Annotated in this window: 15 protein-coding genes; 2 read left to right on the forward strand and 13 right to left on the reverse strand. The window is 45.9% G+C overall.

Annotated elements, in window-relative coordinates:
- Positions 1-29 precede the first annotated feature (29 nt).
- On the forward strand, positions 30-2,312 hold the full coding sequence (locus H8S64_RS00550; protein WP_186974565.1) for an NADP-dependent malic enzyme: 2,283 nt from the start codon (positions 30-32) through the stop codon (positions 2,310-2,312).
- A gap of 77 nt (positions 2,313-2,389) precedes the next feature.
- Here H8S64_RS00550 and rpiB read toward each other — a convergent pair whose 3' ends face one another.
- From rpiB to H8S64_RS00580, 6 genes are all read right to left on the reverse strand, one after another.
- Positions 2,390-2,821, reverse strand: a complete 432-nt coding sequence (gene rpiB, locus H8S64_RS00555) for a ribose 5-phosphate isomerase B (protein ID WP_186974566.1) — start codon at positions 2,819-2,821, stop codon at positions 2,390-2,392.
- A 171-nt stretch (positions 2,822-2,992) separates the two neighbouring features.
- Positions 2,993-3,682 carry a response regulator transcription factor RprY gene (gene rprY, locus H8S64_RS00560; protein WP_099290923.1) on the reverse strand — a complete coding sequence of 230 codons (690 nt, stop codon included), beginning with the start codon at positions 3,680-3,682 and terminating at the stop codon, positions 2,993-2,995.
- A 75-nt stretch (positions 3,683-3,757) separates the two neighbouring features.
- Positions 3,758-5,299 carry a sensor histidine kinase gene (locus H8S64_RS00565; RefSeq protein WP_099290924.1) on the reverse strand — a complete coding sequence of 514 codons (1,542 nt, stop codon included), beginning with the start codon at positions 5,297-5,299 and terminating at the stop codon, positions 3,758-3,760.
- Positions 5,300-5,484: 185 nt separating this feature from the next.
- Positions 5,485-6,510, reverse strand: coding sequence for a Holliday junction branch migration DNA helicase RuvB (gene ruvB / locus H8S64_RS00570; protein WP_099290925.1), 1,026 nt, complete (start codon positions 6,508-6,510; stop codon positions 5,485-5,487).
- Between the two features lie 173 nt (positions 6,511-6,683).
- Positions 6,684-7,124: a nucleoside deaminase gene (locus H8S64_RS00575; RefSeq protein WP_099291815.1), complete on the reverse strand. Its 441-nt coding sequence runs from the start codon at positions 7,122-7,124 to the stop codon at positions 6,684-6,686.
- Positions 7,125-7,141: 17 nt separating this feature from the next.
- Positions 7,142-8,590, reverse strand: a complete 1,449-nt coding sequence (locus H8S64_RS00580; RefSeq protein WP_186974567.1) for a tetratricopeptide repeat protein — start codon at positions 8,588-8,590, stop codon at positions 7,142-7,144.
- A gap of 236 nt (positions 8,591-8,826) precedes the next feature.
- Between H8S64_RS00580 and H8S64_RS00585 the strand changes: the two genes are divergently transcribed.
- Positions 8,827-10,020: a phosphoglycerate kinase gene (locus H8S64_RS00585; protein ID WP_186974568.1), complete on the forward strand. Its 1,194-nt coding sequence runs from the start codon at positions 8,827-8,829 to the stop codon at positions 10,018-10,020.
- Positions 10,021-10,141: 121 nt separating this feature from the next.
- Here H8S64_RS00585 and H8S64_RS00590 read toward each other — a convergent pair whose 3' ends face one another.
- From H8S64_RS00590 to H8S64_RS00620, 7 genes are all read right to left on the reverse strand, one after another.
- The gene (locus tag H8S64_RS00590; RefSeq protein WP_186974569.1) at positions 10,142-11,500 is read right to left on the reverse strand and encodes a TlpA family protein disulfide reductase; all 1,359 of its coding nucleotides are present in this window, start codon (positions 11,498-11,500) and stop codon (positions 10,142-10,144) included.
- A gap of 16 nt (positions 11,501-11,516) precedes the next feature.
- A complete protein-coding gene (locus H8S64_RS00595) occupies positions 11,517-12,605 on the reverse strand; it encodes a thioredoxin family protein (RefSeq protein ID WP_186974570.1) in 1,089 nt (362 codons plus the stop codon).
- A 25-nt stretch (positions 12,606-12,630) separates the two neighbouring features.
- Positions 12,631-14,049: a TlpA family protein disulfide reductase gene (locus H8S64_RS00600; protein ID WP_186974571.1), complete on the reverse strand. Its 1,419-nt coding sequence runs from the start codon at positions 14,047-14,049 to the stop codon at positions 12,631-12,633.
- A 159-nt stretch (positions 14,050-14,208) separates the two neighbouring features.
- Positions 14,209-15,570, reverse strand: coding sequence for a TlpA family protein disulfide reductase (locus H8S64_RS00605; RefSeq protein WP_186974572.1), 1,362 nt, complete (start codon positions 15,568-15,570; stop codon positions 14,209-14,211).
- A 41-nt stretch (positions 15,571-15,611) separates the two neighbouring features.
- Positions 15,612-16,781, reverse strand: a complete 1,170-nt coding sequence (locus H8S64_RS00610) for a hypothetical protein (RefSeq protein ID WP_186974573.1) — start codon at positions 16,779-16,781, stop codon at positions 15,612-15,614.
- Positions 16,778-18,514 (reverse strand): RagB/SusD family nutrient uptake outer membrane protein, encoded by a 1,737-nt coding sequence (locus H8S64_RS22460; protein WP_255469367.1) that lies wholly within the window; start codon positions 18,512-18,514, stop codon positions 16,778-16,780. Before H8S64_RS22460 ends, H8S64_RS00610 begins: the two co-directional genes overlap by 4 nt.
- Before the next feature lie 9 nt (positions 18,515-18,523).
- Positions 18,524-22,126 (reverse strand): SusC/RagA family TonB-linked outer membrane protein, encoded by a 3,603-nt coding sequence (locus H8S64_RS00620; protein WP_255469368.1) that lies wholly within the window; start codon positions 22,124-22,126, stop codon positions 18,524-18,526.
- Positions 22,127-22,141: the final 15 nt, after the last annotated feature.

Consider the following 22,141-nt stretch of genomic DNA (forward strand, 5'->3'; position numbering starts at 1 on the left):
TTTTACGGTCTATTAAAATAAGCAACAACATGAACAAAATGGACAAAAAACAAGCCTTGCATTACCATGCCATGGGGCGACCGGGAAAGATAGAAGTCATTCCCACTAAGCCACATAGCACTCAATATGACCTTTCATTAGCCTATTCCCCGGGGGTAGCCGAGCCCTGTCTGGAAATCCAGAAGAACCAGACCGACGCTTACAAATATACCGCCAAAAGTAATCTTGTGGCAGTCATTTCCAATGGAACCGCCGTACTCGGCTTGGGGGATATCGGGGCCCTCTCCGGTAAACCCGTTATGGAAGGGAAAGGCCTGTTATTTAAAATATTCGCCGACATCGATGTATTCGATATCGAGGTAGACACGAAAGACGTTGACAAATTCATCGAAACGGTCAAAATGATTGCCCCGACCTTCGGTGGAATCAACTTGGAAGACATCAAAGCTCCCGAGTGTTTCGAGATCGAACGCCGCCTGAAAGAGGAACTGGATATCCCCGTGATGCACGACGACCAACACGGCACGGCAATCATCTCGGCTGCCGGCCTACTCAATGCGCTTGAACTGAACGGCAAAAAGATAGACACCGTCCGCGTGGTTGTCAATGGCGCCGGAGCCGCGGCAATCTCATGTGCCCGCCTGTACAAAGCTCTCGGGGTAAAGAAAGAGAATATGCTCATGTGCGACAGCAAAGGAGTCATCTACTCCGGCAGGGCGGGACTCAATGCCGAGAAAGAAGAATTCGCCGTGGAAACTTCCGCACGCACATTGCAAGAGGCTCTCGTCGGGGCTGACATGTTCCTTGGACTTTCCGTGGCAGATATTCTGTCAGAGGAAATGATCCAAAGCATGGCAAAAGACCCGATCGTCTTCGCCTTGGCAAACCCGAATCCGGAAATCAGCTACGAGAAAGCCATTCACAGCCGCCCCGATATCATTTTCGCCACCGGACGTTCGGACTACCCGAACCAGATCAACAACGTACTCGGCTTCCCGTATATCTTCCGGGGTGCACTCGACGTGCAAGCCCGGGGAATCAACGAGGAGATGAAATTAGCTGCCACTTACGCTCTGGCAAAACTGACCAAAGAACCCGTGCCCGAGAACGTGAAAATGGCGTACAACGATCCTTCACTGGCATTCGACAGGAATTACATCATCCCGAAGCCTTTGGACGGCCGTCTTATCAGCCGGATTGCACCCGCCGTGGCAAAAGCCGCCATCGAATCGGGTGTTGCACGCAAGGAAATCACCGACTGGGAAACCTATCAGGATCAACTGGAAAAAAGGATGGGACAAGACGAACGTTTAATGCGGAGAATGACACGCAAGGCAAAAACAAATCCCAAACGCATCGTTTTCGCGGAAGGTGCCGACATCAAAACCCTCATGGCAGTACAGGAAATCCTCTCCGAACAGATAGCATACCCGATACTCATCGGCTCCCGCGAAGAGATCAAAGCCCTGCAAAAGCAATACAAACTGGAACTGCCGGAATTCACGATATTCGATCCCGCCCGGGAAACCGAAAGAATAACCCGTTACACCCAACTTTACTACGAGAAAAGACAACGCAAAGGAGTGACTCTGGAACAAGCCAGAACAGGCATGAAAAACCCGAACTTCATCGGACTCATGATGGTGGAATCCGGTGATGCCGACGGCTTCATTTCCGGTGTTCATTCCGACTATCATGACGTGCTTCGTGCGGCAAAGGATATCATCGGTCTGCGGGCTTGCTGCAAATATGCCGTGGGTATGCATATCGTCACGAACAAAAAAGGAACCTATTTTCTGGCTGATACCACGGTAAACAGTCACCCGTCAGCCGACACGCTGGAATGTGTTACCGTCCTGACTTACGAGGCGGTGAAACAATTCAACGTGGAACCCGTGGTGGCACTTACCTCTTATTCCAATTTCGGCGAGTACAAACTGGGAAGCCCGGCACAGATACAAGAAGCCGTGGAAGTCCTGCAACGCAAATACCCGGAGATACTCGTGGACGGGGAGATGTCCGCTTCCGTTGCCTTCAACAAAGAGCTGCGACAAGCCCGTTATCCCTTCTCCCCGTTAGCAGACAAGGATGTAAACACCATTATTTTCCCGAACCTCAGTTCCGGTAGCATCGCCTTGGGCGTACTGCAAGAACTCGGCAACAACGAGATCATCGGTCCCGTGCTATTGGGCTTGAACAAACCCGTGCATATCTTACAAATGGGATGCAGCGTAAGGGACATCGTTTACATGACTACCCTCGCCGTCACCGATGCCCAAAAGGAAACACCGGTGGATATGTGCAGAATTTAATGATTTATGATTTTAGATTTACGATTTATGATTCAAGTATTTCCTTCAATCATAAATCGTAAATCTAAAATCACAAATTACTTCACCGGAATCTTCTCTATCCTCCTCTGGTGGCGACCGCCTTCAAAACCGGTAGCAAGAAATGTATCTATTATCGCCTGTGCTTCCTCGTAAGCGATAAAGCGGGCGGGGATACTCACCACGTTAGCGTTATTATGCTGGCGTGCCAAAGCGGCAAGTTCCGTGTTCCAGCATAAAGCGCAACGGATTCCCTGATGTTTGTTCACGGTCATGGAAATACCGTTACCACTTCCGCACAACACAATCCCTTTCTCGTGTTCTCCCGCTTCCACGGCAAAAGCCAACGGGTGTGCCGTATCCGGGTAATCCATACTCTCGGTGGAGTGTGTCCCGTAATCTTTTACTTCATGTCCTTTCTCCCGAAGATATTTCACTAATCTCTCTTTGTACTCGTAACCCGCATGGTCACATGCTATCCCTATTTTCATCTTATTTAAAATTAACGCTACCCCAGTAGCCATATTATACATTCCCTACAAAGGTAAAAAATAGTCACAAATTAACAGGTTGCAAACCACAAGTTTTTTCTCGAACTTGTAACCTGCAACCTGTCAACCTGTAACTTAAAAAGGGTTCCTCAAGAACCCTTCTTAATATCATCAAAGAATCAATTTATATCCTTTTCCGTGAACATTGATGATCTCCACTGACGGATCTTTCTTCAAATGCTTACGCAACTTCGTGATATAAACATCCATACTTCTGGCATTAAAGTAATTGTCATCAGCCCAGATATTTTTCAAAGCATAGTTTCTCTCCAGCACTTTATTTACATTCAAGCACAATAAACGGAGCAACTCTGATTCTTTTGTAGTCAGCTTTTGTTCTTCTTCGCCGTCAAACAAAGTTTGTTTCTTGGAATTGAAGGTCAATTTACCAATTTTAAAGATTTCCTGCTCGTCTTCAGGTTTCAACCCGGTTGATCTTCTCAACACGGCCTCGATACGAAGCAATAACTCTTCCATACTGAAAGGTTTGCTCATATAATCGTCGGCACCCAGTTTGAATCCTTCCAACACGTCCTCTTTCATTGATTTAGCTGTCAAGAAAATAATTGGAATTTCGCTATTAATCTGCCTTACTTCTTTTGCTAGTGTAAATCCATCTTTTTTAGGCATCATCACGTCGAAAATGCAAATATCAAACGGTTCGTTCAAGAACGTTTCATACGCGATTTCTCCATCCTCACATAAAATAGTTTCAAAACCTTTAGCTCTTAAATACTCTTTAAGAAGCATACCCAGATTGGTGTCATCCTCTGCCAATAAAATTTTAATTTTCTCATCCATAGCTATGTTGTTTTTAATAATTCGTGTTGATTTTCATTATTCTCTTTTCTAATTTGTCTGAAAAAATATACGAAATTAGAAAAATAAGGTTCTCTTTATCTTTTGCTTTTTTACAGTTAATGGTAAAATAATATCAAAACAGCTACCCTTTTCCGGGGAACTTTCCACATCAATCCTTCCACCGTGAGCCTCAACAATTTTCTTCACGTATGACAGTCCCAAGCCGAAACCTTTCACGTCATGCAAATTTCCTGTTGACACCCGGTAGAATCGTTCGAAGATTAGCTTCTGATCTTTCTTAGCAATTCCTATGCCATTATCGATCACACTTATTACAATTTCTTTATCTTTATTACGTGTATAGATGGTAATTTCCGGTGGTTTTACACAATATTTAATAGCGTTATCCACCAAATTAGAAATCACGTTTGTTACATGTACCTCATCCGCCAGCACCTCATCCTGCTCCGCCTCCAAATAAGCCGAAAACTTTCCGCCTTTATCTTCCACGCGCAAACTGAATTTAGGCAACAAATCCTCTATCAGTTGATTCATATTAATATTCTTCAACTTCAGCTTCATCCGGGTTTCCGTGAATAAAGCGGTCTGCAACACACGCTCGACTTGGAAGGTCAGACGCTTGCTCTCGTCACGGATAATCGTCGCTATCCTATCGACCGAATCCGGAGTATTCGTCACCGCACCGTCTTTCAACATCTGGGATGCTAAAGAGATCGTGGCAATCGGCGTTTTGAACTCGTGTGTCATATTATTAATAAAATCATTCTTGATCACTGACAACTTTTTCTGCCGTACAATGACAATTAGGCAGAACACCCCACAAAAGACAATCACGATCGTGATAATCAATCCCGGCAATATCATCCAGAGCGAACCCGCCGTGTCGGAAGAAGCATCCGGGAATTTCAAGTACAACACGGCAGAATTTACCTCACCCGGGAATATCTTCCGGTTAAAAGTGACATCGGACGCCTGACTCAAAAAATTGGCGGAACTCAATATAAACTTACCATTCTCTTTTATACCGAACTCGAAACGGGAGCGCACCCCCGCATCTTTCAACGTATTACCGATAAAACCGTACAGGTTGTCCAAATCCACCCGACCTTCAATCTGATGTTTATCCTCTTTCCCCTCGGGCACTAATTTGTAATCTTCTCCCGTGCGTTCCTTAAGCGCTTGCCGCAATTTCAAAATAGAAGTTTCCAGATTATCCTCTTTAAACTTACTTCCCACGAAATCGCTTATATCCTGCACGTCAGAATCGTCGTCCACCGAAACTAAAGTTGACCCCAACATCAACGCAACATCATTCTTTGACGCCACCAAACGCTTGGGATCGATATACGTGGGTGCATTCAGCACGAGTCCCGACTTTTTTGCCTGCAACAAATTCTGATCCTGCACAAATCTCCCCGACTCTTCTTTCTGGCGGATATAATCGACGACTTCATCCATGGCACGGTTCACCGTGAAAAAGAATTGCTCTCTTTTCACATCGTAAGCCGTCTGGAAGTAACTCGCTTGGAGAATAACCAACCCCAGCAAAGAAATGCCAAACACAATCCCTAATATGATTATCTGTTGCTTTCTCATACATGCAAATTTAACAATTCGATTTTAACAATTAGCACGCTTAATAAAATTTAACTAAACTATAACTATTTGACATTCTATCAATTTTTATCAAATTCATAAAACAACGCCATTTTCAGCACTCGTACTTAATATTTAACATTTGTGAAACTTCTAAAAACACTCAACGGTTCAACAACTTACACTTAAAAAAGTGTTGCTTGCCAATCATCTTTCCTTCTATCTTTTCTTAAATGCTTATAAGCCAAATCCGTGACCTCTCTACCTCTGGGTGTCCGCTTCAAAAATCCTTCCTTGATCAAAAATGGCTCGTACACCTCTTCCAATGTACCCGGATCTTCACTCACCGCCGTGGCAATCGTGGTCAATCCCACGGGACCTCCCTTGAATTTATCGATAATCGTCAACAATATCTTATTATCCATATCATCCAACCCGAACTTATCGATATTCAACGCTTCCAAAGCATACGTGGTAATCTCGTGATCCACCACCCCGTTCCCTTTCACCATCGCGAAGTCACGCACCCGACGTAACAAAGCGTTCGCTATACGAGGCGTACCCCGGCTACGGGTTGCGATTTCTTTGGATGCCTGACTCGTGATCTTTGTCCTCAATATGGCGGCAGAGCGCTCCACGATTCCGGTCAACACGTCCAGATCATAATATTCCAGATGGCTGTTAATCCCGAAACGAGCCCTTAACGGGGCTGTCAGCAACCCGCTACGAGTTGTCGCCCCAATCAGGGTAAACGGACTCAATTGAATTTGCACCGAACGAGCCGCAGGCCCCTTATCAATCATGATATCGATCTTGAAATCCTCCATGGCCGAGTACAAATATTCCTCCACGATCGGACTCAACCGATGAATTTCATCAATAAACAACACGTCATTCGGTTCCAGATTGGTCAGCAACCCGGCCAAATCTCCCGGCTTATCCAACACCGGACCGGAAGTAATCTTTATCCCCACACCCAACTCGTTGGCTATAATTGCCGACAGAGTTGTTTTTCCCAACCCGGGAGGTCCATGCAACAGGACATGATCAAGCGATTCACCCCGCATCTTGGCAGCCTGCACGAAAATCTCCAAGTTCTCAACAATTTTCTTCTGTCCCCGAAAATCACCGAAACTCAGAGGCCGTAACGCTTTCTCCAGCTCCTTCTCACCATCAGGTACGCTCCCGTTTCTTATATCAAAACTTCCCATGAAACTAATCCATTTAAGATTTACGATTGTCTTTGCAAATTCGATTGGTAAATGTACAACAAAACAATTGAAAATGGAAAATTGAAAATGGAAAATGAAATTACCCGATCGGAAATCACAGAATCAGTAAATCTTAAATCATAAATCATAAATAGCGTTAGCACGCGCACAGGCTACCGTTCTCTTTTTCTTGCAAAAAACTCCTTCACCAAATCCCCGCACTCTTCCGCCAGCACGCCTCCGCTGACTTTCGTCTTCGGGTGCAACACCGAAGGGGTAAGCCGGGCATATCCCCGGTGCGGATCGGCAGCCCCGTAAACCAATTCGCCTAATTGCGCCCACGCCAACGCCCCACCGCACATCACACAAGGCTCCATAGTCACGTAAAGCGTACAGTCATTCAAATATTTTCCGCCTAACATAGATGTTGCCGACGTTATTGCCAACATTTCGGCGTGCGCCGTCACGTCATTCAGCCGTTCGGTTTGATTATGTGCCCGTGCTATCACCCGATCCTTGCATACCACCACGGCACCCACGGGAATTTCCCCTTCCTCTTCCGCCAGTTTAGCCTCTTCCAAAGCTTTCCGCATAAACATCTCGTGCTTATCCATCATACCTATATATTATATCATTTTTTATTCCGAATTTTTACCCACACAATCCACGTGTAAACCATAAGCACGCCAAGCACCCCTATCGTCGCGACCAACGCGAATATCAACCACCAATTCGTTTCCTCCTGCTTTTGACTCATGGCCTCGATCTCTTGAAGCAACTTCCGATTCTTGTAATTCTGCAACACGTTCCTGTAACGCCCCTCCTCGTTCAACACTTGATACAGATCCATTATCGAATCATGCCGACGGAATGCCTCGTGCAATTCCGCCTTTCCTTCCAGATGTGCATAATACTCGCACAACTGCTCCAACACGTCCATCTGCGCCCGCAGACTTTCCGGCGTCTCCGCCTCTCTTCGACTTACTTGTTCAAGATGCTCCAAAGCCTCCGCCTGTTCCCCGTTATCCCATAAACAACGGGCATAATTCAAATGGTTTTTGAAACTCACTCTGGGTGTCCTTAAGCCTTTCTCCCGGGCATATTGATCATATAAATCTATCGCGGACTTAAAATAAACCAAGGCGGAATCACGCGTTTCCTCCTTCAAAAAAGAGTCGGCAATTCGCCCCAACAACGTATTACGCAGCCCCGGTCGTTTTTCCTCTCTCAATGCCTCTTTCAATATTACCCTAGCCTCCGCGTGTCTTCCCAATCCGGTATAAGCCTCAGCCACCTGTATCCCGTAACGCCCGAGACCGGCCGTATCCGGCAAATTCTTCAAAACCGCCCCGTACAAACGCAACGCCTCATCGTAACGTCCCAATCTCTTCAAGCTCGCCGCCATTTGCTCGAAAAAGGGACGTACATCTTTTTTATACCTCACTTTTCCCAACAACCGATAGGCCTCTTCATAACAAGCATATTGCTCTTCAAACTCCTCCAACACCCCGTAAAGCGTTGCCTTAAAACACCACATCTCAATCTCCTCCTTCGTATCCCCCATCCCCCGGTACATCGTTATCGCTTTCTCGATAGCGCCAAACGCCCGTTCAATATCTATCGCCTTGTAAAACCGTGCTTTTAAAAAATAGAACTCCGCCTCTTCCTCCTGTACAAACACCACCTTTGAATTTGCCCTGCCTATAAAATGAATCGCCTCTTCCACGCAATCATCTCGCAACACGAGAGTCCCGTACAGTCGCACCAGTTCCAAAGTCGCTCTGTTCTTCACCTCCCGTGACCCGAGCCGGTTTGCCTCCTGCAAATACTCCTTCGCTTTTTTAAGTTGTTCCGTCTTCATGGAATAATTCGTTCCCGCCACCAATAACACTTTTGCCCGCAGAAACTTAGGCAACTTCGCGGAAGACTCAACCAATGAATCAAACACAGGCGTCATCATGACAGAGTTCTTCAACTCGTCACACAACTCCTCCATTTTAGCTTTCTCGCTTCTCCGGCACCCTTGCAAGATCAAGAAAACAAACAGACCTATAAGCAACAAAATGCCATTTCGTCTCATACTGCATTATTTTCGTAACGGCTACAGACTACTGTCTTCGCGCATCGATACACACGACCGGTATTCATCAGGCTAACCTTTTTACCTGCAAATCCGTAACATCTTATACGGGTGGTAAAAATCTGCATTTTCCTTGACTGATGCAAATTTTCGTCCCTGTTTTTTCATTTTGATATAATTTTATACGTATCTTTATCTGTCAATTAAGTAATCTATTCATTAAAATAACAATTGCTATGCAGACAATTGATAATTACAACTTTAAAAACAAGCGGGCACTTATCCGCGTGGACTTCAACGTGCCGTTAAATGACAAATTCGAGATCACCGACGATACCCGCATGCGGGCAGCCGTTCCCACGATCAAAAAAGTGTTGGCAGGCGGTGGTTCCGTCATCTTGATGTCCCACCTCGGACGCCCGAAAAACGGACCCGAAGACAAATTTTCACTAAAACATATCTTGAAACATCTGGAAGAATTACTGGGTGTTCCCGTGAAATTCGCGGATGACTGCATCGGCGAAAGCGCGAAAGAGCAGGCTGCCGCGCTAAAACCCGGCGAAGTACTCTTGTTGGAAAACCTCCGTTTCTACAAAGAAGAGGAGAAAGGCGACGAAGGCTTTGCTCAAAAACTGGCTTCCCTTGGCGACGTGTGGATCAACGATGCATTCGGAACCGCCCACCGCGCTCATGCTTCTACTGCCGTTATCGCCAAGTTCTTCCCGAATGACAAACTATTCGGTTACGTGATGAAGGGAGAATTGGAAAGTGTTGACAGAGTGATGCACAATCCCGTTCGCCCGTTCACCGCTATCATGGGTGGTTCAAAAGTATCTTCCAAGATCGACATCATCATGAACTTAATGGATAAGGTCGACAACCTCATCCTCGGTGGCGGAATGACCTACACGTTCAAGAAAGCCTTGGGCGGTCATATCGGAACCTCTATCTGCGAAGATGACAAACTCGACTTGGCTCTTGAAATCATGAAAATTGCCAAAGAAAAAGGTGTAAACCTCGTGTTAGCTACCGACACTGTCGCCGGCGATGCTTTCAGCAACGACGCCAACACACAATTGGTATCTTCCATGGAAATACCCGACGGCTGGGAAGGCTTGGACATCGGTCCGGAAACCATCGCCACGTTCTCGAAAATCATCGAGGAATCCAAAACCATCCTTTGGAACGGTCCCGTGGGAGTTTTCGAAATGCCTAAATTCGCCGTGGGAACGAAAGCAATCGCTGACGCCATCGTGAAAGCTACCGCCAAAGGCGCCTTCACGCTCATCGGCGGCGGTGACTCCGTGGCTGCCATCAACCAATTCGGGCTTGCCGACAAAGTGAGTTACGTATCCACCGGAGGCGGTGCATTGCTCGAATACATCGAAGGAAAAGAATTACCGGGTATTACCGCAATCCGCGGGAAATAATCCCAAGTAAAATACTCAAAGAAATAAAACAGGGGCTGTCAATTCATTTTTGAACAGCCCCTGCTTTTTTACTCCAACAAAGAATACGACTATCCAATTAAAAATAATCTAATATCACCTATTATTTCAACTCCTTCAGCAACAATTCCCCCAGCACCGGATCAGAGGGGCGGCGGGAAGAAGCGTCCCAAACCTTTCCGTCAGGATCCAAGATAATGAAGCGGGGAATACCATTGACAGCCATACGTTGCATGAAAGGATGCTTACGGGAGCGGGTGCACAATAATTGTACCCCAGTCATGCCTTTTTGTTTCATGAAAGCCCGCCATGCATCTGCATTGGAATCCAAAGAGATAGACACCCAAGCCAAGGGAAGAGAGGCCAAGCGCTGCTCCAAACGTTTGACATAGGCGATTTCCGCCACGCAGGGATTACAACCGGTAGACCAAAGGTCAATAAAGACGTACCTGCCTTTGAAGTCGGACAGATAGACGGTATCCCCCTTTTCGTTGGGGAATCCATAGTCACTCAAATCCACACCTTCCATGGCGGGATAAGTACTTTCGGCCAACCGCTCGGCGTAAGCCTTCAATTGCTCCTTCCCGTCTTTAGACTTCACAATTTCGGTTGCTTTTTTCAGCCGTTCCCCAAAGTCTTTGACGTTTCCCCGCAGCACTTCTCTCCAAAGTGCCCCCAGCAAATAAGCTTCCCGCAACTCCTCGTTTTTTATAGCGGCAGCCATATCGTTCAAATAGCTCTCGCGGGAACCTATTTTGAGCTTTCCGGTTTGCACTTGGGCAAACAACCATTCTTGAAAAACGGGAAACCAATCCCCGGCAAACACCAATTCGGGTAGCCAATCGATATTCAAAAGAGGATCGCTGTAATCGGTATCGACCTCCGGGGCGGCAAAAGCCTTCCCGAAAGCCTTCGAGAGATCAATCATCATATACATATCTCGCAACAACTGGTACTGGGCAACCCCTTGCACGACTTTTTGTTCTTCCGGCAAGAGTCCGGAGGCTTCGACTTGTTCCACGCGCCCTTGATAAGCACGAACCAATGCTTCCGCATACCCCCGGGAGTACTCCTTCAAACCGGAGGTTTTCGGTTGATACTCGTCGGTAAACAAGCGTGACAACAAATTATTGATTCCGGCGTGTGTACCTCCGAACTTATCCTCACGAGAAAAATCCACCTCGAGCTTTGCACCCGGTGTCAAGAAAACGGTATTGGAAATAGTTTGCCTGCCCAAGGAAAGAGAAACAATCATCGGCTCCTTGACGGTCAGGGATTCACGATAATCCCCCTGTACCTTAACTTCCAGTAATCGTTGGGACATCCCCATTTGCCGTTGGATAACCAACATCACCGGATTCTCCCCTTCCACTCGTCCCGAAACGACAGCCAAGGTATCTTGTGCCCGCATAACACCCCAGCAGGCGAAGGACAACAATAACATCATCAATATTTTTCTCATACCTATCATATATAAATCAATTATCGATTCGACCAGAACGATATTTAGCGAATGTTTCCTTTACAGCCTTTTTCAAAGGTTCATTATCCATCGCCTCAACCATTTCATTCTCCATGCCTATATAGCGGTCTACCTGTTTCCGGCTCCCTTCCTTAACAATAAAATCCAAGAAAGGAGCCTGCCACAGGAAAGCACGAGGCAAAGCCCGCAAACTCTTTTCCATGATATCGAGCAAAACATCGATATCCTGACTATTACGGGCTTCCACGTAGCGAAGAGATAAAACAATCTCCTCCTTTTTCTCGAAATCAACGGAAGCAATCTGTCTTTTTATCAAGGCAACCGACGCTGAAACCGGAACGTTAGCTTTAAGAGCCGCCAATCTTTGAAAATAACTATCGTATATTCTCTTATCCACGATCTCTTTCCCCACCTGTTTGTCAAATTCAGTCTTGTGGGCTATCAAATAAACAAATCTCTCGTCCTCAAAGGTGATCTCATCTTGGTCGTAAAGATACCAGTATTGGGACAAACACCTCTCCACGTCAGAGAGTTGTTTAAACTCTTCCCCGGTGATATGTTTCAGTTCGGCATTTCTTTTCGCGTCCTTCAAGGCTACACGATAAGAGGGAAGTTGTTCCTTGCTCAAATTCCCTTGCCGATAGAGTTCGTCCAAATAAAATTGGGAAGTTTCCTCTTTCGCACCCCGCTTCACGCATTCCAGAAAATCCGTCCCTTTCCGCGCACCCACGATACGATGTTGCAAAGTGCCGTCGGGACGGAGAATCAAAAAGGTGGGGTAAGCGGTGATACGAAATTTTCCCCGTAACCGAGGCCCTTCCCCCTTCTCCATATCATACTTGACATTAATAAACTGATCATTGAAAAATTCGCCCATCTCGGGCAAAACGAACACCGTGTTCAACATATGTTTACAGGGACCACACCAACTGGTATAACAATCCATGAAAACCAGTTTGTCTTCCGCTTTCGCTTTATCCAAAGCCTCCTGAAAAGTTAGGTCTTGAAACTGTACTCCTTTCTCTTGCGCGTTCAGTTGAATAAAACACAAAACGATACCACACAATATAACTATCCTCTTCATGATATTTTCTTGTTAAGTTATTTTCCTATTTATCCAATTCCCTCTCCAGCAACGCTTTCAACGCCGGTTCGGAAGGACGGGGAGCGTCTATCATAATCACATTGCCTTCCCGGTCGAAAACCATGAAACGGGGAATGCCTTTAATCTTGTAATCCTTCACGATCTGGCTCCACCCGTCGGCAAAAAGTTGTACGCCTTCCAGCCCTTCCTTGTCGAGAACTTCCAGCCATTTCTGGTGGTCTTTCTTCTCGTCCACGGAAACCCCGATGAAAACGACATCTTTCCCGTGCATCTCTTTTTCCAATTTTATCAAAGCGGGAATCTCTTTCCGGCAAGGTCCGCACCACGTCGCCCATACATCAACCACCACGATTTTTCCCTTGAAATCAGACAAAGAAACCATTTTACCATTCCGGTCGGGATAAGTGAAATTTGCCGCCTTGTCACCCTTGTTCCCCACGTAAAGTTTTGCACTGAGTTCATCCATACGCCGGTGATGACTCTCGGTGGTCAGATAACGTGCAAAGTAAGTGACAATTTCATCGTATTTCTCGTACGTCTTTGCCCGCCCGGCATGCCGCAACACAATTTCTGCCTTCAACAAATCACAAGGCACCCATCTCAATTGATCGGCAATCGTACTCTTTCGATTTTCCAGCTGTAACGCAAGGGTTGTATATTTTTCTAGATAATCGGTCCCATAAGGTTGTTTCAGCAAATCCGCATTTTTCAATTTATCTTTCGTTACCAAAGTTTTATAATAAACCGGATACTCATCCAAAGTCGGCCGACACCCTTTCCTCACCACCCGATCAATCTTGATTGCGGTCAAGGCGCGCAAGGCAAAATATTCAACATCATAATCCACAGTCTGCTTTAGCAATTCCGCAAACGAACGATTCCGACAATGAATCTTTGACTTAAAAGCCTCGGTCTGAGGCAAAAATTCCATATAATACGGGAATAATTCCTTATAAGTAAAGAAAATATAATCCATGTGATCCACCCTACGACGGACAGGCTCAAACAAGCCTTCCCATTCGGCAAGCAACAGGTTTTCAGGAGAATTACGAGAGGTAATAACGAGAGAATCTTCCAGAATATTAACCTCCGCGTTCATCCCTGCCTCCAAGTAAACACGAATACGCTCACTCGTTTTCTCCCCTCCCACGGTATAAAAACCGGGAGTGGCAACCTCCACGGCAAAACCATACCAACCATTCGCGCCGACACGGGTTTTGCTAATCAAAGTCTCGCCCCCGTCTACCGCTTCATACAAACCGACTTCCTGCATTTTGTCGCGACTGACCAATCCCTTCACTTCCGCGAAAACACTCTGCTCCCGTGATTGAATACGCCGTTTCCCCTTCTCTCCCGCCCAAAGCCCCGGACAGAGAAAAGCACAACACGACAAAAGTGCCAATAATACACCAATCCTTCTCATGATAATCAAACTTTTATGAGTCCGTAAAGTCTATAAAGTCCGTAAAATCACAGATGTCCTTCGGACTATATTTATCGGCAGCTTCACCGCCGTAAGCAAAGTGTCCCGCAGGGGTCCATCGACCTTACGGACCTTATAAACTTTATGGACCTTATAGACTCATTTTTTCAATTCCATTTCCAACATCTTTTTCAAAGCCGGGTTCGAGGGACGAGGGGCATCGAACGACGCCACGTTTCCTTTACGGTCAATCACGATAAAACGAGGAATCCCGTTAATACGGTAATCCTTGGTTATCTTACTCCAACCGTTGGCAAACACCTGAATACCACCTAATTTCTCGCTTTCAATAAAATCGAGCCATTTCTGTTTATTTTTGGCTTCATCCACCGATACGCCCAAGAAAACGACATCGGTTCCTTTCATCTCCTCCTCGAGTTTTTTCAAATGAGGAATCTCTTGCTTACAAGGTCCGCACCATGTCGCCCATACATCGATCAACACGACCTTCCCCTTAAAATCGGACAAGGACACATTCTTGCCCCGCACATCCGGATAGGTGAAATCAGCAGCTATCCCCCCGGAACGGGTTTGGTATAGTTTAGTTCCGACAGCCTCGGCACGGGTCTTTAAAGAAGGTGATAGCCAATATTTCCCGAATTTATTCATCCCATCGAGATACTCCTCGTAAGTACGATATTGTGAGAAAAAACGGTCAACAACAAACTCCCCTTTCAACCGATCATTAGGCAAAGCCTCCAAACAGGCTTGCTCGTAAGCCGCCTTGTCGGAAGGAGCGACATTTTTTTGATTCGAGGCAAAAATCGCGTACAACCGCAACATAGTAGTCCCGTTCGGAAAGGCCAGCACGCTCTCATCAGCAAACTTCTCGGGATTTACAATCTGGTTATAATATGCCGGGTAATCGGATACTTTCGGATGTTTCGTGCGAGGCGTGTAGAGAAACACTATACCGTAATAATCCGCCGAATAATCTATCCACTCTTTAAGGAGCGCATCGAAAACTTTATTACCGCTCTTCACGTTTGCTTTGAATGCCGGCAACCCATCGACAAATTTCTCGTACTCGGGGAAAAAATCTTCATAGGTAGAAATAATCTTCTGAAAGAACACACTTTTCAACCAAATATTATAAGCATATTCTTGCCACTTATACAATTGCACGTTCTCTTTTGTATTCTTACCCGTCAAAGTAGCTTTATTCTCCCGCAACTCGATGTTAATCTCTTCTCCTCCTTTCACGTAAACAGGGAAATTCATCTTCTCGTCTTCTCCCAACACATAAAAACCGGGCTTTTTCGGTTTCACCAGAAAACCGAAACTGCCATCGGGTTCCACTTTAGCCACAGCGCATACCACGGGTGCACCATCAATGGTTTCGTATAATTTGACTTGCGGCAACCACCGATCCGCGACCTTTCCTTTAATTGCCGTAAACTCTTGGGCAACAAGCATCCGGGTGCAACAAAGCACCAACATCAAAACGAATATCTTTTTCATCTTTTTAAAACATTTATTTCTCTAAAAACAGACAACTATTTTCAATCAATCTCCGACCGAATTCGTTGAATATCAAATCCGGCATTCTTCAGCACGTGTTGTACAAGAATATAGCGTGCTTGCACCAAAGGATACTTCTCGTATTTTGCCTTGAACTCCTCCTCGCTATAATCCAACATGGCATCCAAGTAAGCGGCAAAATCCTCTACGGCAGTCGGAACAAAATAGGCCAATTTATCACCGACTTTACCTTGTGTCAAACCCAACAAACCAAAATTCTCGGGACAATACAATTCCAGATTTGCTTTGTACTCATCGTAATTACCCAATTTCCCCTCCACGAAAGTAAGCATCATTTCAGCGGAACTAAGTTTAGTTTCCCATTTTTTCCGCTCTGCCTCGGTTAAATTCTCATTTTTCAACTGCTCCAGCGCCTCCTCCTTTTGTTGTTCATACTGCAATTTCATGTTTGCATACACTTGCAGATTATTCACACTGGTAAGCCAAGAAACATAGGAAGGTACAAACGTTTCGTAATTCACCCCCCAACACTCTTTCGCTACCGCGGGAGATGCTGATGTGTTGTTTTCAAAAGCATTAATAACAATATCTTGATAAGTAGACAAATTTTCTTGTAAAGCCACATAACACACCTCATGCAAAAAAGTCCGTTGGATAAGAGAATCCGCATTCTTTTGCTCAAAACAGTTCAAGGCAAAACCGAGTACCCCGAATCCCCGGTACACATACAAAGGCTTCTTCGCTCTCTCCATATCTTGCACGATCAGGACGGCAGGCACGTGCACGTCCGCTCCCTCAATCCATGCAAACAATTTCTCATCCATCAATTCCAACAAAGGAAGCATAGCCTTCTTGCTCTCGAGAGTCGACACATCCACGGGAGTGTAAGTGATTTTCGTTTGAATATTATTTGATTCCGTCATGTCATAACTTAACCGAAGCACCTCGTAATAAAGTTTCGGGTTTCCGTTCTCGTCTTTCCAACCCCGGTCTTCAGAGCCGATCGTATCCTTGTAAAACACAGCCTTATTGTACTTTTCATACAAGTGATAAATCGCTTCATCCACCTCGTCCATATTCTCCGTCGGGGTAATCACGTACCAATCTTTCACCTCCGTGGGGGTCAACGCATCCTCCTCTGAACACGCCAAAAACATCCCCAGCAACAAAATACAAATAAACCTTTTCATAATGTTTCCTCCTCTTTTTCTTCTTCAAGTACAAAATTTGCAGACACCCCTCTCCGCTCCGGATTTTCCATGTTCCCGTCGCAAAAAGTGATTACACTCTGCGGTATCGGAATCATCCACGACCCCATGCTATTCTCGCTATATGCTTCAAGAGTTGTTTCTCCAACCTTTTCAGCCACGGCCACCCCCTTGTCGTTGGTTGTAATTTGATAACAAACATGTTCTATCGGCTTTTTATCCGGGTAAACCGAGTTCACCGCGTAACGGCGAAGGTCAAACCAACGATGTCCCTCGAAACACAACTCCTTGCGCCGTTCCAAACGCACGAAATCCACCAATTCCTTTCCCCCGCCGGGAATCGTCGGCATCACTTTGTAACGAGACCGGAGCAACTCTTTCAACGTGTTGGCTGCATCACCCTGTCCCAAACAAGCCTGTGCCTCCACCTTATTCAAAAGCACCTCGCCATAACGCAACCACCCCGCGGAAGCTGCAGGACTTCCCGTGTTCGTGCACACCACGGTATCCATACTCACCGGATCATATTCGGCAAAAGTCATACTCGCCTTATACTTCCTCGGTACCAAATTTTTCTTGTAACGGGTGCGACTGAAAAAACGATTCAATCGATAATCATTCTCGTCAAACAAAGATTCAAACGTGGCAGAACAAGCCCACGACCAAGCATTCTGCTTCACCTCCTGTGTCTGGATCATGATAACTTCTCCCGTTTCCAACAAATGGTCTATATCAATCTTGTTAACCGTTTCTATTTCAGCATCCTCCCCATGAATCCAATACATCACGTACGGTCCGTGGGAAAATATCGTTTCCACGGATTCTATCGTGGCAAAAGATTCGGCAACAGGCAACGAACCAAGTTCCCTTACCCCAAAACCTTCTATCTTATCCGCCGCCTCGATACAATCCTCATACCGTTCCATGTACAAATAAACCCGGCTCAACAAAGCGTAACAAGCCTCGGCACTCGCGATGCGTTTCGACTTACTTGGCGCACTCATCCGTTCAAAGAATTTAATAGCGGTCTTCAAATCGGAAACGATCGTTTCATAAACTTCACCTACCGTGTGGCGGGAATAATACATATCAATCACCTCCTCCGACAACTTCAATGGCACTCCCCATTTGGCATTCGGGTTAGCCTTCTCGTAAGGCGCACCGTATATATTGGTCAACATGAAATAATACCAAGCCCTCAAAAAATAGGTTTCTCCTCCCACTTGATTCAATACCTCCTCTTCCCCTATTTTATTTTTCTCCCTCTGTCTGGGAATCTCCGATATAATAGAATTCAAGACAGCAATACGCTTGTAAAAATCCTCCCACACGGGATCGATATACGATGTACCCAGTATATTCATATTCGGGTCATCCGCCCAACGATAGAATCCGGACATAGTCTGCCAAGGTCTGTTATGAGTGTCTTTCTCTTTAGGATCGGGCGCCTCTTTTAGATCATCATCCATCAAATGAATATACGTCATGAAATCTTTCATCTGCGTGTTGTTCCACGCCTGAGCGACATACTCTCCACCCGGTCTTACAGTCACAGCGGGATCCTGATACCCGCTTCCCAACAACAATTCCTGCAAATCCGCTGCCGTTTCTATATAAGAAAGACTCTGCGAGTACTCGTTCAAGAAATCCTTACATCCCCCGCTTAGCCAGCAAAGGAGCACCGTAAACCACAAAATACTGTATCTTTTCATCATACATCCATTTTAAAAAACAACATTCAAACTAAACGAATACTTCGGTCGAATCGAAATATTTACCACGCTGGAAGTCCCCGATTGTTCCGGCGTCTGCCCTTTCAACTCCTTGCTCGCCCAAGTGTGCAAATTAGAGCCGGACAAAGACAAATACCCGGAAGACATTCCCAACTTTTTCAACAACTCCTTGGGTAACAAATACCGCAAAGTAAGAGATTGCAAACGCACGTAATTACCACTCGCCACTCTGATATCCGAATCATCATACATCGAATATATAGTAGCATTCCCGCTCGGTTCCCAATGATTTCTATACTCGTTTTTATACCACCACCCTTTATCTTGTCCACCGTCAATAGACAATGCCGGTATATCCGTTATCTTCTCGTCACCCGGATTTCTCCAGCGATTCACGAACTCCCGACGCAAATTCTGCATCGGTTTCGGTGACACGGCGCTATATTCCCCGGAAGCGATACGCAACAATCGAATCTTGTTCCCGAAACTATACGTGAAATTAACAGACAACGTGAAACTCCGGTAACCAAAATAGTTACTAACCCCACCTTGAATCACGGGCACCCGGCTTCCGGACTCATCCAAAACCGCCAACCACACGTCCTTCTTACTCAAATTCTTGTACTTTTCATGCAACTCGTCAGCCCGGTCCGCTTCCAAGCCTTTGAACGTAGGCTTTCCCTCGCCGTCCAATCCCGCGTATTTATAAGAAAAGAACGTATTCAAAGGTGTTCCCGCCAACTGAACGGAACCACTCAAAAATTGTGACAACGACAATTCATCCTGCAAAGTTTTGTCATTTTTACGCAATTGGTCGTTCAACAACTTATTCAACGTCTGCCCGATCTGGGGATCACACCTCCACACGAACCCTCTCTTTCCGTTAGACGATACCGACTGGTTTATCGGGACAAAATTCAACGTCAACTCGATACCCTTATTCTCAACATTACCGGAATTAACCACGTAAGAATTTACCCCGTTCACGTTACACACGGTTTTCGACAGGAACGCGTCAATCGTTTTCTTGTAAAACCATGAAACAGAACCTTGAATCTTGTCTTTCAACAAACTGAAATCCAAGCCGGCGTTAAAAGAGTGTGTCTTTTCCCATTTCAAATCGGGATTCGGGAACTTGCTAATCGTCGAAGTATATCCACCCTTAGAGTTACTATATCCACCCTTATTGATAATCAAACGCGTAGGCTGATCGTTCGACATATTTCCTTGGATACCGTATGACACACGCAATGCCAAATTATTGATCCAATTCACGTTCCGAACAATATCCTCCGTCATGTTCCAGCGTCCGGAAAACGACCACACGGGAAGCAATTTCTCGTTACTACGGCTACCGAAAGCATTAGACCAATCCGCACGGGTATTCACGTTAAAAATATACCGGTCTTTGTAACTATACGTCAACGTGAGATAAGCCGACATCGTGTTTGTCAACGATTTAGTATATTTCGGGTGATTGGAAACACTCCACTCGTAGAATTTCGGGTATTTCTCATAATCACCATCGGCAAATCCGGCAAAACTCATCCCGCGGTCTTTATAATACCCCCGTTCCGTGTTCGCCTCTTTCCGATAAGTTGAGGACGACAACTCGTAACCGACAGAAGCATTCGTGAAATGGTCGTTATCCTTATCCCAATACCGGCTATAATCCGTTTGCAAACGAAGCATATAAGAACTATTACGCGTAGCATTGGTTTTCAGCTCTCCCCCGAAAGGGCACAAACTCTCGGACAACTTATTGCTCTTGTTCTTCAATTGAAGAATATAATTGGAATTTTCCCCGTACCAAGTTTCATCATCAGAAGTACCCATGGAATAAGAAGCCGTACCGACCAATTTCCACGCCTCCGACACCCGATATTGCAACTGCGCATTCACGCTCGCACTCTTTTGGGCTATCTTGTATTCAGACTCCTCCATCTCCCGAATGATATTAAACGGCTGATTATTCTTTTGGTACGTGTACAATGCACCCGTTTCCCAACGCAAAGGGATAGCACGGGTCATATTATAAGCATAATTCATAATTCCCAATTCACTCGGATTATATAACTTATCCTGCACGTTACCGGATATCCCGAATTGCATCTGGAATTTATTATGCTGCACCGTTACCCGCACACTTGCCGTGTAGCGTTCGTTCTTTTCCCCGCGAATCTCCCCTTGGTCGTTCGCGTACCCAAATGAAGCGTAATATTTTGCGCTGGTACTTCCCCCGCTGATACTCAACGAATGGTTGTGCGAAAAAGCATCCCGACACAAGATATCAAACCAATCCGTGTTCAACGTTTCATAATAAGCCGAACGTTTTTGAAACTCTTCAAAACTGATCGCACCGTATTTATAATGATCCAAATAAGCCTGCTCGTAACCGATCCAATCCGTGAAACTGTTATACGTTCCGGTATAACGCACCCCCCGCTCCATCAACTCGCGGGAAACATCCACTCTCTCCTTGGAATTCATCAAGTTCAACCCCTTGTCCGTGTACCTTGGGCGAGTCGAAAAACTTCCCGTCAACGAATAAGACAACTTGGGAGGTCCCACCTTCCCTTTTTTCGTGGTAATAACGATCACCCCGTTAGCAGCCCGCACGCCATACAATGCCGTTGCCGCGGCATCCTTCAACACGTCGATCTGCTCCACGTCGTCCGGGTTCAACCCGGCAATAGCATTACCCAACAAATTCACGAAATCGAGGTCGTTCAACTGTTGCGGATCAATGTTCACCGGATCCTGTTGAATAATCCCGTCTACCACCCACAACGGCTCCTGATTCCCGAGGACAGAAGAAGTGCCACGTATTCTCAACTTCGGGGTAGCCCCCACCTGACCGCTATTCTGCATAAAAGTCATTCCGGGGATACGCCCCTCCAGCATCTGGTCAAGACGGTTTATACCCGGCACATCAATATCATCCATTTTAAGCGAAGTCACCGCCGCCGTCAAATGCCGCCTGTCAATCTGTTGGTAACCGGTAATAACGACATCTTCCAACTCGTTCACCTTCTCTCTCAACACCACCCGCAAACTATCCGTCTTCTCGTTAAAACTCACCTTCTGGCTCTCGAACCCCACGAAAGAAAACTCCAACGTACCCTTCGTCACCGGAAGTACCAACTCGAATCGCCCCCGGTGATCCGTGGAAGTCCCCATCGTCACGGAAGCCCCCGAGGACAACTTCACCGTAACCCCCGGCAACACTTCTTTCGTACTCTCGTCAACAACCGTACCGAAAATCCGCTTACCCTTCTTCTCGTCCTTTTTCTCGTCTTCCTGCTGAATCACGATCAGATCCCCGCGAAACTTATACGTCAACCCCGTGCCTTCCAACACCTTCTTCAACACGTTCTCCACCGTTTCGTTCTCGACACGCAAAGACAATTGCCCCAACTGATCCGTCTGCTCCGTGTTGAACACGAAATAAAGATTCGTCTGGCGTTGAATCTCATCGAACAATGTCCGTACTGCCACATCCTTCAAATTCAAGCTGACTCGTTCCTGTTGAGCAAATGAATTTGCCGAAACAGAGAAAGTAAAAGCGCACATTAAAATCCAAAAAAATTTCATCACTCTTTCAATTTT

It is taken from the genome of Butyricimonas hominis (genome assembly GCF_014287455.1).
Taxonomy (GTDB): domain Bacteria; phylum Bacteroidota; class Bacteroidia; order Bacteroidales; family Marinifilaceae; genus Butyricimonas; species Butyricimonas muris.

Coding starts and splice junctions, on each gene's coding strand:
- H8S64_RS00565 (WP_099290924.1), bottom strand. CDS start 5,299: ATGAGAAAGCAACAGATAATCATATTAGGGATTGTGTTTGGCATTTCT.
- H8S64_RS00550 (WP_186974565.1), top strand. CDS start 30: ATGAACAAAATGGACAAAAAACAAGCCTTGCATTACCATGCCATGGGG.
- H8S64_RS00595 (WP_186974570.1), bottom strand. CDS start 12,605: ATGAAGAGGATAGTTATATTGTGTGGTATCGTTTTGTGTTTTATTCAA.
- H8S64_RS00605 (WP_186974572.1), bottom strand. CDS start 15,570: ATGAAAAAGATATTCGTTTTGATGTTGGTGCTTTGTTGCACCCGGATG.
- H8S64_RS00575 (WP_099291815.1), bottom strand. CDS start 7,124: ATGGATAAGCACGAGATGTTTATGCGGAAAGCTTTGGAAGAGGCTAAA.
- rprY (WP_099290923.1), bottom strand. CDS start 3,682: ATGGATGAGAAAATTAAAATTTTATTGGCAGAGGATGACACCAATCTG.
- H8S64_RS00610 (WP_186974573.1), bottom strand. CDS start 16,781: ATGAAAAGGTTTATTTGTATTTTGTTGCTGGGGATGTTTTTGGCGTGT.
- H8S64_RS22460 (WP_255469367.1), bottom strand. CDS start 18,514: ATGATGAAAAGATACAGTATTTTGTGGTTTACGGTGCTCCTTTGCTGG.
- H8S64_RS00590 (WP_186974569.1), bottom strand. CDS start 11,500: ATGAGAAAAATATTGATGATGTTATTGTTGTCCTTCGCCTGCTGGGGT.
- rpiB (WP_186974566.1), bottom strand. CDS start 2,821: ATGAAAATAGGGATAGCATGTGACCATGCGGGTTACGAGTACAAAGAG.
- H8S64_RS00600 (WP_186974571.1), bottom strand. CDS start 14,049: ATGAGAAGGATTGGTGTATTATTGGCACTTTTGTCGTGTTGTGCTTTT.
- H8S64_RS00620 (WP_255469368.1), bottom strand. CDS start 22,126: ATGAAATTTTTTTGGATTTTAATGTGCGCTTTTACTTTCTCTGTTTCG.
- H8S64_RS00585 (WP_186974568.1), top strand. CDS start 8,827: ATGCAGACAATTGATAATTACAACTTTAAAAACAAGCGGGCACTTATC.
- ruvB (WP_099290925.1), bottom strand. CDS start 6,510: ATGGGAAGTTTTGATATAAGAAACGGGAGCGTACCTGATGGTGAGAAG.
- H8S64_RS00580 (WP_186974567.1), bottom strand. CDS start 8,590: ATGAGACGAAATGGCATTTTGTTGCTTATAGGTCTGTTTGTTTTCTTG.